General features: G+C 61.6%; 11 protein-coding genes. 8 read left to right on the plus strand and 3 right to left on the minus strand.

Annotated elements, in window-relative coordinates:
- Positions 1-17: 17 nt before the first annotated feature.
- Genes H045_RS11335 through H045_RS11360 form a run of 6 tightly spaced genes read left to right on the plus strand, consistent with a single transcriptional unit; the run spans position 18 to position 6,057 of the window.
- On the plus strand, positions 18-2,939 hold the full coding sequence (locus H045_RS11335; RefSeq protein ID WP_003232033.1) for a monovalent cation/H+ antiporter subunit A: 2,922 nt from the start codon (positions 18-20) through the stop codon (positions 2,937-2,939).
- Positions 2,939-3,283: a Na+/H+ antiporter subunit C gene (locus H045_RS11340; protein ID WP_003192163.1), complete on the plus strand. Its 345-nt coding sequence runs from the start codon at positions 2,939-2,941 to the stop codon at positions 3,281-3,283. Before H045_RS11335 ends, H045_RS11340 begins: the two co-directional genes overlap by 1 nt.
- Positions 3,280-4,962: a monovalent cation/H+ antiporter subunit D gene (locus H045_RS11345; protein WP_015372427.1), complete on the plus strand. Its 1,683-nt coding sequence runs from the start codon at positions 3,280-3,282 to the stop codon at positions 4,960-4,962. The genes H045_RS11340 and H045_RS11345 overlap by 4 nt, the downstream gene beginning before the upstream one ends.
- Positions 4,959-5,447: a Na+/H+ antiporter subunit E gene (locus H045_RS11350; RefSeq protein ID WP_003232031.1), complete on the plus strand. Its 489-nt coding sequence runs from the start codon at positions 4,959-4,961 to the stop codon at positions 5,445-5,447. Before H045_RS11345 ends, H045_RS11350 begins: the two co-directional genes overlap by 4 nt.
- Complete coding sequence (locus H045_RS11355; RefSeq protein WP_003232029.1) at positions 5,444-5,722, plus strand: K+/H+ antiporter subunit F; 279 nt, start codon at positions 5,444-5,446, stop codon at positions 5,720-5,722. Before H045_RS11350 ends, H045_RS11355 begins: the two co-directional genes overlap by 4 nt.
- On the plus strand, positions 5,719-6,057 hold the full coding sequence (locus tag H045_RS11360; RefSeq protein ID WP_015372428.1) for a Na+/H+ antiporter subunit G: 339 nt from the start codon (positions 5,719-5,721) through the stop codon (positions 6,055-6,057). Before H045_RS11355 ends, H045_RS11360 begins: the two co-directional genes overlap by 4 nt.
- Positions 6,058-6,149: 92 nt before the next feature.
- Here H045_RS11360 and H045_RS11365 read toward each other — a convergent pair whose 3' ends face one another.
- The 3 genes from H045_RS11365 to H045_RS11375 form a co-directional block, all read right to left on the minus strand.
- On the minus strand, positions 6,150-7,181 hold the full coding sequence (locus tag H045_RS11365) for a hypothetical protein (RefSeq protein ID WP_015372429.1): 1,032 nt from the start codon (positions 7,179-7,181) through the stop codon (positions 6,150-6,152).
- Positions 7,182-7,608: 427 nt separating this feature from the next.
- Positions 7,609-8,991 (minus strand): cysteine--tRNA ligase, encoded by a 1,383-nt coding sequence (gene cysS / locus H045_RS11370; protein ID WP_015372430.1) that lies wholly within the window; start codon positions 8,989-8,991, stop codon positions 7,609-7,611.
- Between the two features lie 18 nt (positions 8,992-9,009).
- Entirely contained in the window at positions 9,010-10,710 is a 1,701-nt protein-coding gene (locus H045_RS11375) for a glutamine--tRNA ligase/YqeY domain fusion protein (RefSeq protein WP_015372431.1), read from the minus strand.
- A gap of 260 nt (positions 10,711-10,970) precedes the next feature.
- On the opposite strand from H045_RS11375, the gene H045_RS11380 reads away from it, so the two are divergent.
- Both H045_RS11380 and lpxH read left to right on the plus strand, forming a co-directional pair.
- Positions 10,971-11,474: a peptidylprolyl isomerase gene (locus H045_RS11380; protein WP_003174772.1), complete on the plus strand. Its 504-nt coding sequence runs from the start codon at positions 10,971-10,973 to the stop codon at positions 11,472-11,474.
- The gene (lpxH, locus tag H045_RS11385; RefSeq protein WP_003232019.1) at positions 11,471-12,220 is read left to right on the plus strand and encodes a UDP-2,3-diacylglucosamine diphosphatase; all 750 of its coding nucleotides are present in this window, start codon (positions 11,471-11,473) and stop codon (positions 12,218-12,220) included. The genes H045_RS11380 and lpxH overlap by 4 nt, the downstream gene beginning before the upstream one ends.
- Positions 12,221-12,233: the final 13 nt, after the last annotated feature.

A 12,233-nucleotide genomic window follows, 5' to 3' on the forward strand; every position in this document is an offset into this window, starting at 1 on the left:
CCGCAGATTAGAAGCCTATGTCCCTGATAGTTCTACTGCTTCTGCCCTTCATTGGCAGCTGTCTGGCGGCCTTGCTGCCGCACAACGCACGTAACACCGAATCGCTGCTGGCGGGCCTCGTGGCCCTGGTCGGAACGGTTCAAGTCGCCCTGCTTTATCCTCAGATCGCCTACGGTGGCGTGATCCGCGAAGAGTTCACCTGGCTGCCCAGCCTCGGCCTGAACTTCGTGCTGCGCATGGACGGCTTCGCCTGGCTGTTCTCGATGCTGGTGCTCGGCATCGGCACGCTGGTGTCGCTGTATGCGCGCTACTACATGTCGCCGGAGGACCCGGTGCCGCGTTTCTTCGCGTTTTTCCTGGCCTTCATGGGCGCCATGCTCGGCCTGGTAATTTCCGGCAACCTGATCCAGATCGTGTTTTTCTGGGAGCTGACCAGCCTGTTCTCGTTCCTGTTGATCGGCTACTGGCACCACCGCGCCGATGCACGACGCGGCGCCTACATGGCGTTGATGGTCACCGGTGCCGGTGGCCTGTGCCTGCTGGCCGGGGTGATGCTGCTGGGGCATATCGTCGGCAGCTATGACCTGGATCAGGTGCTGGTGGCGGGCGATCAGATTCGCGCGCACTCGCTGTACCCGGTGATGCTGGCCCTGGTGCTGGTCGGCGCGCTGAGCAAAAGCGCGCAGTTCCCCTTCCACTTCTGGCTGCCCCACGCGATGGCGGCGCCCACCCCGGTTTCTGCGTACCTGCACTCGGCGACGATGGTGAAGGCCGGCGTGTTCCTCATGGCCCGCCTGTGGCCGTCGCTTGCGGGCAGTGAAGAATGGTTCTGGATCGTCGGCGGTGCCGGCGCCATTACCCTGGTGCTCGGCGCTTACTGCGCCATGTTTCAAAACGATCTCAAGGGCCTGCTGGCCTATTCCACCATCAGCCACCTCGGGCTGATCACCCTGCTGTTGGGCCTCAACAGCCCGCTGGCGGCGGTCGCCGCCGTGTTTCATATCCTCAACCACGCCACCTTCAAGGCGTCGCTGTTCATGGCGGCGGGCATCATCGACCACGAAAGCGGCACGCGGGATATCCGCAAGCTCAGCGGTCTGGTACGCCTGATTCCGTTTACCGCGACCCTGGCGATGGTGGCCAGTGCGTCCATGGCCGGCGTGCCGTTGCTGAACGGCTTCCTGTCCAAAGAGATGTTCTTTGCCGAAACCGTGTTTATCTCGTCGACTGAATGGGTGGAAATTGCCCTGCCGCTGATCGCGACCATTGCCGGCACGTTCAGCGTGGCCTACGCGCTGCGCTTTACCGTCGACGTCTTCTTCGGCCCGCCGGCGACCGACCTGCCCCACACCCCTCACGAACCGCCGCGCTGGATGCGCGCCCCCGTGGAGCTGCTGGTGTTTACTTGCCTGCTGGTGGGGATCTTCCCCGCCCAGGTGATCGGCCCGCTCCTCGCGGCGGCGGCCCTGCCAGTGGTGGGTGGCGTGTTGCCCGAGTACAGCCTGGCGATCTGGCACGGCTGGAACGCGCCGATGATCATGAGCCTGGTGGCGATGTCCGGTGGCGTGGTGCTGTACCTGATGCTGCGCAAACAACTCAAGCGCGGCCGCTTCAAATACCCGCCGCTGATCAGCTACTTCAATGGCAAACGCGGCTTCGAGCGCAGCCTGGTGGTGATGATGCGCGGCGTGCGCAAAATCGAAAAACGCCTGAGCACCAAGCGCCTGCAAACCCAGCTGTTCCTGCTGGTGCTGGTGGCGGTGATCGGCGGCATGATCCCCATACTGGGCAGCGGCCTCACCTGGGGCGACCGGCCGAAGATCCCTGGCTCGGTGGTCTTCGTGACCCTGTGGGTACTGGCCATTGCCTGCGCCCTGGGCGCCGCCTGGCAAGCCAAATACCACCGGCTCGCGGCCCTGACCATGATCAGCGTGTGCGGCCTGATGACCTGCGTCACCTTCGTGTGGTTCTCGGCACCGGACCTGGCGCTCACCCAACTGGTGGTCGAAGTGGTGACCACCGTGCTCATCCTGCTGGGCCTGCGCTGGTTGCCACGGCGGATCGAGGAGGTCTCGCCCCTGCCGAGCACGTTGCGCAAGGCGCGCATCCGCCGCCTGCGTGACTTCCTGCTGTCCAGCGCGGTCGGCGGCGGCATGGCGCTGTTGTCCTACGCGATGCTGACCCGCCAAACGCCCAACGATATCTCCTCGTTCTACCTCAGCCGTGCCCTGCCCGAAGGTGGCGGCAGCAACGTGGTGAACGTGATGCTGGTGGATTTTCGTGGCTTCGACACCCTGGGCGAAATCACCGTGCTCGGCGCTGTGGCGCTCACCGTGTACGCCCTGCTACGGCGCTTCCGGCCGTCGAAGGAAAGCATGCAGTTGCCCACGCAACAGCGCCAACTGGCGCCGGACGTGGCCACTGATCTGGTCAACCCGCGCCAGGCCAGCGACACCGCGCTGGGCTTCATGATGGTGCCGGCGGTGCTGGTGCGCCTGCTGCTGCCGATTGCGATGGTGGTGTCGTTTTACCTGTTCATGCGCGGCCATAACCAACCGGGCGGCGGCTTTGTCGCCGGCCTGGTGATGTCGGTGGCGTTTATCCTGCAATACATGGTGGCCGGCACCCAGTGGGTGGAGGCGCAAATGAACCTGCGGCCGATGCGCTGGATGGGCTTCGGGTTGCTCTCGGCCACCCTCACAGGGCTGGGCGCGTTGTTCGCCGGTTATCCGTTCCTCACCACCCACACCTGGCATTTGAGCCTGCCGGTGCTGGGCGATATTCACGTCGCCAGCGCGCTGTTCTTCGATGTCGGCGTATACGCCATGGTGGTCGGTTCGACCCTGCTGATGCTCACCGCCCTGGGTCACCAATCGGTGCGTGCCCATAAACCGAGCAACCAGGCCAAAGTGGTTGCCGCAACACAAGGAGCCGCCTGATGGAAGAAGTCATCGCAATTGCCATTGGAGTGCTGGCGGCCTCGGGCGTCTGGTTGATCCTGCGGCCACGGACCTTCCAGGTGGTGATGGGCCTGTGCCTGCTGTCGTATGGGGTCAACCTGTTCATTTTCAGCATGGGCAGCCTGTTTATCGGCAAGGAGCCCATCATCAAGGACGGCGTGCCCCAGGACCTGCTCAATTACACCGATCCCCTGCCCCAGGCGCTGGTGCTCACGGCCATCGTGATCAGCTTTGCCATGACCGCGCTGTTTCTGGTGGTGTTGCTGGCGTCTCGGGGCCTGACCGGCACTGACCATGTCGACGGCCGGGAGCCCAAGGAATGAATTGGGTCAATCAACTGATCGTCGCCCCGATTCTGCTGCCGTTGTTCACGGCGGGGTTGATGCTGATGCTGGGCGAGAAACGCCGCCCACTGAAGGCCAAAATCAACCTGCTATCGAGCCTGCTCGGCGTCGGCGTCGCGGTGCTGCTGCTGTACTGGACGCAACAGGATGGTCCGGGCTCGATCGGCGTATACCTGCCGGGCAACTGGCAGGTGCCGTTCGGCATCGTGCTGGTGGTGGATCAATTGTCGGCGCTGATGCTGGTGCTGACGGGCATCATTGGCGTGAGCGCGCTGATGTTCGCCATGGCCCGCTGGGACCGGGCCGGCACCAGTTTCCACGCGTTGTTCCAAATCCAGCTGATGGGCCTGTATGGCGCGTTTCTCACCGCCGACCTGTTCAACCTGTTCGTCTTTTTCGAAGTGCTGCTGGCCGCGTCCTACGGCCTGATGCTGCACGGCTCCGGCCGTGCGCGGGTGTCGTCGGGGCTGCATTACATTGCGATCAACCTGCTGGCCTCGTCGCTGTTTCTGATTGGCGCGGCGATGATCTACGGCGTGACCGGCACGCTGAACTTCGCCGACCTGGCGCTGAAAATCCCGCTGGTGCCGGAGGCCGATCGTGGCTTGTTGCATGCGGGTGCGGCGATCCTCGCCACGGCATTCCTGGCCAAGGCCGGCATGTGGCCGCTGAACTTCTGGCTGGCCCCGGCCTATTCCTCGGCCAGCGCGCCGGTGGCGGCGATGTTCGCGATCATGACCAAGGTGGGCGTATACACCGTGCTGCGCCTGTGGACCCTGCTGTTCTCCGGCCAGGCCGGCGCGTCGGCGCTGTTCGGCGGCGACTGGCTGGTGTACGGCGGCATGGCTACCATCGTCTGCGCGGCACTGGCGATGCTGGCGGCGCAACGGCTGGAGCGCATGGCCAGCCTGAGCATTCTGGTGTCGGCCGGCATCCTGCTGTCGTCGGTGGGTTTTGCCCAGCCCAGCCTGACGGCCGGCGCGCTGTTCTATCTGGTGAGTTCCACCCTGGCCTTGAGCGCGCTGTTCCTGCTGGCGGAGCTGATCGAGCGGTCACGCTCGGCCAATGACCTGCCGCTGGATGAAGAAATCGACGCGCTGCCCAAGGCCATGGAATCCCTGCATCCGCGCCCCGGCGTCAACCTCGATGACGAGCAGAAAGCCGTGGTCGGCCAGGTGATTCCATGGACCATGGCCTTCCTCGGCCTGAGCTTTGTCGCCTGTGCGCTATTGATTATCGGCATGCCGCCGTTGTCCGGGTTTATCGGCAAACTCAGTCTGTTGAGTGCGCTGGTCAATCCACTGGGGCTGGGCAATGCGGTCAGTGAGCCGATTCGCCCGGCCGCCTGGGGCCTGGTGGCCCTGTTGATTCTCTCGGGCCTGGCCTCGCTGATCGCCTTTGCGCGCTTGGGCACCCAACGTTTCTGGACCCCGGAAGAGCGTCCGTCGCCGCTGCTGCGCCGCTACGAGTGCGTGCCGATCTTTTTGCTGTTGGGCCTGTGCATCGCGCTGACCTTCAAGGCCGAGCCGTTGATGCGCTATACCCTGGCGACCGCCAAAAGCCTGAACAACCCGGAGCGTTATGTGATGGCGGTGATGGCCACACGCCCGGTGCCGAGCCCTGAAGGCAAGGCCGCCGCCCTGGAGGTGCAACCATGAAACGCTTGCTGCCTGCGCCGTGGCTGTCATTGGCATTGTGGGTGCTGTGGCTGGTGCTCAACCTGTCGGTGAGCCCGGGCAATCTGTTGCTCGGCGCTCTGCTGGGGTTTCTTGCCCCGCTGATGATGGCGCCGCTGCGCCCGCAACCGATCAGCCTGCGCCGCCCCGGCGTGATCATCCGCCTGTTTCTGCTGGTGGGCCGCGATGTGATTGTGTCCAACCTGCAAGTGGCCTGGGCCGTGCTGATGTGCGGCTCGCGTCCGCCGCGCTCACGCTTTGTCAAAATCCCTCTGGACCTGCGCAGCCCCAACGGCCTGGCCGCGCTGTCGATGATCACCACCGTGGTGCCCGGCACCATCTGGTCGGAACTGGCGCTGGACCGCAGCGTGCTGCTGTTGCATGTGTTCGACCTGGAGGATGAAGCGCCGTTTATCGAGCATTTTAAATCCGCCTATGAGCGCCCCCTGATGGAGATCTTCGAATGAGCCCCCTGCTCTCCAATGCGATCCTGCTCAGCCTGTTCCTGTTCTCGCTGGCGATGGTGCTGACCCTGATCCGCCTGTTCAAGGGCCCGTCGGCCCAGGACCGTGTACTGGCGCTGGACTACCTGTACATTCTGGCGATGCTGATGATGCTGGTGCTGGGCATCCGTTATGCCAGTGACACCTACTTTGAAGCGGCGTTGCTGATTGCGCTGTTCGGCTTCGTGGGCTCGTTCGCACTGGCCAAATTTTTGCTGCGTGGGGAGGTGATTGAATGATGCCGCTGTGGATGGAAATCGTCGTCGGGGTGCTGCTGGTCTCGAGCAGCGTGTTCGCGCTGATCGGTGCGCTCGGGTTGTTGCGGATGAAGGATTTTTTCCAGCGCATGCACCCGCCAGCATTGGCCTCGACGCTGGGCGCCTGGTGTGTGGCGCTGGCGTCGATCATCTACTTTTCGCAGCTCAAGTCCGCGCCGGTGTTGCACGGCTGGCTGATTCCGGTGTTGCTGTCGATCACGGTGCCGGTGACCACGCTGCTACTGGCCCGAACCGCCTTGTTCCGTAAACGAATGGCTGGCGATGACGTTCCGGCCGAAGTCAGCAGCCGCCGCTGATCCTGGAATACGCAAAATCCAAAAGGGGAGAGACTTGATCTCTCCCGACGTTTGGTGGTGTTCGACGACCGATCACATCGCCCAGGCCACCCTTAAACCAAAGCCAATGCGAAGGCATCAACATGGGTAGGTGGATACCAGCCTTGCCTGCCCCATACCTCCTCACGCCCGTTAATGACTGCAAGAGAATGCCTCACAGCCCCCGTGCCGATTGGTACGTCGTGAGCAACAATTCCAAGCTGCCCTCTCGCCAGATGTTGAACGCTGGTTCTTCGAACATAAGCGTTCAAGCCCAGACGTTGCAGCCCCTCAGTATCGTATTCAGCATCGTTGAGGCTAGTTAACGCATGATCAAAACTGCTCCAGGCATAACCGTCGTTATTTTCCAATTGCGCCCGTTTGGCGCTGGCCGCGTATAGAAAATGGGCATCCGCGAGCATCGCCGGATCAGTCCCCTTGAAATCAGAGCGACGGGCAGCGTGCGCCAGCTCGGCCTTGGACAAATGAAACCAGCAGCCATCGCGCATCACTACCTTGTAGCCATCGCCCTCAAGGCTGACTTCCCTGAAAATATCAGCAGGTTTTTGACCGAACCTCATCATCGCCGCTTTTATGGCTGAAACCGTGACGCAGTTTCCATCCCTGCCCTGGCTGAAACCGCTCCAGATGTTACCGGGTTGATTGCCAACACCGGGCCTCCTGCCAGGATGACTCTTTGCGGTATAGAAGTCGTGCTGACTCGCGCGTTGAGGGGGAGCCCGATGCTCAAAACGCTGAGGATTACGCAGTGCAGGTCTGTGGAACGTAGGCCGATGACCCGCATCGTGCCTGGGAGATTCATTTGCATGGGACTGAACGTAGACGTCCACCTTATGAATCAGCTTATTGACATTGTGCTTGAAGGTCGCATCCCCCGCCCTCTCTCGAAATACCTTCAACCTGTCAATCACACTTGGCGCCATACGGAGCCTGGCGTCTGGCGTTGCACGAAGCCACTCGTTCAGCAGTTGCCTGACTGCAGCAACGTCTGCCTCGAACGCCGCAGGCCTGCCCTGCATTTGCAACTGACTTGGCGCGTAACGTACGTGCCCACTTACAAAACCCGTCACTGCTGGATTCAACATCTTAGGTTCTTCTCCACTGACTCGTCGGCTGCCCCAAAAAGGGCCCACTCGCTCAGTGGTAAAGGGGACACAGGGGGTTCCATGCTTCATACAGGGTCAGTAGGTTCTGTCTCACGAACCCTGGAAAATAACGCGGTAAAACGACGCATGCTTATCCGGAGGACCTCAGGCGAGCGGGCCTGCCTTGATGCTGTTCAGTTAAGGAAAGTGTGTGGGTTATTGTGGCGAGCGGGCTTGCCCCGCGTTGGGGTGCGAAGCGCCCCCAACCCAGCAAAACGCGGTGTACCTGATACGGCTCAGCGTCTGGTTTTGGGGCTGCTGCGCAGCCCAACGCAGGACAAGCCTGCTCGCCACAAGGACGGGCTTGAAACAAAAAAAGCCCCGAACCAGTCGGGGCGTTTTTCATTCTGCCTGCCGCAACCCAGCGTCAGTCAGCCAAGCGCCATGTCGTTCCGCCCTTGCCGTCTTCCAACACCACACCCATCGCGGTCAGTTGGTCACGGATACGGTCGGATTCCGCCCAGTCCTTGCCTGCGCGCGCAGCCAGGCGCGCCTGAATCAGCGCATCCACTTCAGCCGCATCCACGCGCCCCTCGGCACCGGCTTGCAGGAAGTCATCGGCTTCCATCTGCAACACGCCCAGCACGCTGGCCAGCTCTTTCAAGCGCGCCGCCAGGCCCGCGGCCGCGTCGAGGTCGGTCTCGCGCAAGCGGTTGATCTCGCGCACCATCTCGAACAGCACCGCGCAGGCTTCCGGTGTACCAAAGTCGTCGTTCATCACTTCGGTAAACCGCGCCACAAACGTCTCACCACCAGCCGGGGCCACGGCGGGCAAACCTTTCAACGCGTGGTAGAACCGCTCAAGGGCGCCCTTGGCGTCCTTGAGGTTGTCTTCCGAGTAGTTGATCGCACTGCGGTAATGGCTGGACACCAGCAGGTAACGCACCACTTCCGGGTGATACTTTTCCAGCACGTCGCGGATGGTGAAAAAGTTGTTCAAGGACTTGGACATCTTCTCGCCATTGATGCGGATCATGCCGCAGTGCATCCAGGCATTGGCGTAGGTCTTGCCGGTGGCGGCTTCGCTCTGGGCGATTTCGTTTTCGTGGTGCGGAAACTCCAGGTCGCTGCCGCCGCCATGAATGTCGAAGGTCTCGCCCAGGCAGCAGGTGGACATCACCGAGCATTCGATGTGCCAGCCCGGACGCCCGGCGCCCCACGGCGATTCCCAGCTCGGCTCGCCGGGCTTGGTGGCTTTCCACAGCACGAAGTCGAGCGGGTCCTGCTTGGCTTCGTCGACTTCGATGCGCGCGCCGATGCGCAGGTCTTCGATCTTCTTGCGCGACAGCTTGCCGTAGCCCATGAACTTGGCGACGCGGTAGTACACGTCGCCATTGCCTGGAGCGTAGGCGTAACCCTTGTCGATCAGGGTCTGGATCATCGCGTGCATGCCAGCGATGTGGTCGGTGGCGCGCGGTTCCATGTCCGGCTTGAGGATGTTGAGACGCGCCTCGTCCTCATGCATGGCGGCGATCATGCGCGCGGTGAGCGCGTCGAACGACTCGCCGTTCTCCCTGGCGCGGTTGATGATCTTGTCGTCGATGTCGGTGATGTTGCGCACGTACGTCAAGTCATAGCCGCTGAAACGCAACCAGCGGGTCACCAGGTCAAAGGCGACCATGCTGCGGCCGTGGCCGATGTGGCAGTAGTCGTACACGGTCATGCCGCACACGTACATGCGCACCTTGTTGCCATCCAGCGGCTTGAAGACTTCTTTGGTCTTGCTCAGTGTGTTGTAGATCGTTAGCACAACGGCTTCCTTAGAGAATCACTGGCCCCACGAATCACGCAAGGTCACGGTACGGTTGAATACCGGAGCGCCTGGTTTCGAGTCCTTGATGTCCGCGCAGAAGTAACCTTCGCGCTCGAACTGGAAACGGTCTTCCGGCTGTGCTTCGCCCAGCGATGGCTCGGCACGACAACCAGTGAGTACTTGCAGGGAGTCAGGGTTGATGTTGTCGAGGAAACTCGCGCTGTCTTCGGCCTTCTCGGGGTTGGGCGAACGGAACAGGCGATCGTAAAGACGCACTTCGCACTCGATGCTGGCCGCAGCCGGCACCCAGTGCACCACGCCTTTGACCTTGCGGCCTTCCGGGTTCTTGCCCAGGGTATCCGGATCGTACGAGCAGCGCAGTTCGACGATGTTGCCATCGGCGTCCTTGATCGCTTCATCGGCGCGGATCACGTAGCTGCCGCGCAGGCGAACTTCGCCGTTGGGTTCCAGGCGCTTGTAGCCTTTGGGCGGCGCTTCCATGAAGTCGTCACGGTCGATGTAGATTTCACGGGCAAACGGCAGCTTGCGCACGCCCAGGTCTTCTTTTTGCGGGTGACGCGGCAGTTCGAGGTTTTCGACCTGGCCTTCGGGGTAATTGGTGATCACGACTTTCAACGGCCGCAGCACGCACATGGCGCGCGGGGCGTTCGCGTCGAGGTCCTGGCGGATGCTGAATTCGAGCATGCCGAAGTCGACCACACCGTCGGAACGATTGGTGCCGACCATGTCGCAGAAATTACGGATCGACGCCGGGGTGTAACCACGACGGCGGAAACCTGACAGCGTCGACATGCGCGGGTCATCCCAGCCGTGCACGTGTTTTTCATCCACCAGTTGCTTGAGCTTGCGCTTGCTGGTGATGGTGTAGTTCAGGTTCAGACGGCTGAACTCGTACTGACGCGGCTGCGCCGGCACCGGCAGATTGCTCAGGAACCACTCGTACAGCGGACGATGGCTCTCGAACTCCAGGGTGCAGATGGAGTGGGTGATGCCTTCGATGGCGTCGGACTGGCCATGGGTGAAGTCGTAGTTGGGGTAGATGCACCACGTGTCGCCGGTCTGGTGGTGATGAGCGTGGCGGATGCGGTACATGATCGGGTCGCGCAGGTTCATGTTCGGCGAGGCCATGTCGATCTTGGCGCGCAGCACGCGGGCGCCGTCCGGGAACTCACCGGCGCGCATGCGGTTGAACCAGTCGAGGTTCTCTTCCACCGAACGGTCGCGGAACGGGCTGTTCTTGCCCGGCTCGGTCAGGGTGCCACGGTATTCCCTGGCCTGTTCCGGGCTCAGGTCGTCGACGTAGGCCTTGCCGGCCTTGATCAGCTCGACGGCCCAGTCGAACAATTGGTCGAAATACTTGGAGGCATAGCGCACTTCACCGGACCATTCGAAGCCCAGCCACTTGATGTCGCTTTCGATGGCGTCGATGTATTCCTGGTCTTCCTTGGCCGGGTTGGTGTCGTCGAAACGCAGGTGCGTGACACCGCCGAATTCCTGGGCCAAGCCGAAGTTCACGCAGATCGACTTGGCGTGACCGATGTGCAGGTAGCCGTTGGGCTCTGGCGGGAAGCGGGTGACGATCTGTGTGTGCTTGCCCGAATCGAGGTCCGCCTGGATGATCGGACGCAGGAAATTGACCGGGACGGCAGGTCCGGCCTTGGAATTCGAGGTAGGGTCGACAGTGGGCTTGCTCATAGGATCCTTGAACAGACAGGTTCGTGGCCGGGTGAGGCCAGACAAAACAAAGGCGTTATCATAGCCGATGCTGTCAACCACCTGACAGAGCGGGGTCAAAAACTGCTGCTTTAAATGCTGCTTTAATGACAAGCGCGGTAAAAAACCACCTCGAAATTCCTGCAAGGCACGCTAAACTGCGCGCCCTGGCCGCCGTTTGGCCAGACAGGTAAAGCGTTTGAACGCCCAAACCCACGAATTCCCTGAAAAGAGTAGTGAACATGACTCAAGTCAAACTGACCACCAACCACGGTGACATCGTCATCGAGCTGAACGCCGAGAAAGCGCCGATCACCGTCGCCAACTTCATCGAGTACGTAAAGGCCGGCCACTACGAAAACACAGTTTTCCACCGCGTCATCGGCAACTTCATGATCCAGGGCGGCGGTTTCGAGCCAGGCATGAAAGAGAAAAAAGACAAGCGCCCGAGCATCCAGAACGAAGCGGACAACGGCCTTTCCAACGACAAGTACACCGTCGCCATGGCCCGTACCATGGAGCCGCATTCGGCCTCCGCGCAGTTCTTCATCAACGTCGCCGACAACGCTTTCCTCAACCACAGCGGCAAGAACGTGCAGGGCTGGGGCTACGCCGTGTTCGGCAAGGTCACCGAAGGCACTGACGTTGTCGACAAGATCAAAGGCGTTTCCACCACCTCCAAGGCCGGTCACCAGGACGTTCCAGCAGAAGACGTGATCGTCGAGAAAGCCGAGATCGTTGGGTGATATTGCTGATTTCAGATTTGCATCTGGAAGGGGAGCGCCCGGACATTACCCGGGCGTTTCTGGATCTGCTCCACGGCCGCGCCCGTGGCGCCCAGGCGTTGTACATTCTGGGGGACTTCTTTGAAGCCTGGATTGGCGACGATGGGATGACGCCGTTCCAGCGCTCCATTGGCGAGGCGCTGCGCGAACTGAGCGACAGCGGCACCGCAATTTTTATCATGCACGGCAACCGCGATTTCCTGCTCGGCAAGGCGTTCTGCAAACTGGCAGGCGCCCGACTGCTCAAGGACCCGAGTGTCGTGCAGTTGTACGGCGAGCCCGTGCTGTTGATGCACGGCGACAGCCTCTGCACCCGTGACCTTGGCTATATGAAGCTGCGGCGCATCCTGCGTAACCCTGTCGTGTTGTTTGTGCTGCGCCATCTGCCGCTGCGCAGCCGCCACAAACTGGCGCGCAAGCTGCGCAGTGAAAGCCGCGCGCAAACGCGGATGAAGGCCAACGACATTGTCGACGTCACCCCCGACGAAGTGCCACGGGTGATGCAGCAGTTCGGCGTACGCACGCTGGTCCACGGCCACACGCACCGCCCCGCTATCCACAAATTGCAAATTGGCGATCAAGCGGCCAGGCGCATTGTGTTGGGGGACTGGGACAGGCAAGGCTGGGCGTTGCAGGTGGATGAGCAAGGGTTCGCGCTGGCGGCGTTTGATTTTGTGAACCCACAGCTGGCCCTGCCAGGTGCATAAACCGCAGACGACA

The organism is Pseudomonas poae RE*1-1-14, assembly GCF_000336465.1.
In the GTDB taxonomy this organism is placed as follows: domain Bacteria; phylum Pseudomonadota; class Gammaproteobacteria; order Pseudomonadales; family Pseudomonadaceae; genus Aquipseudomonas; species Aquipseudomonas poae.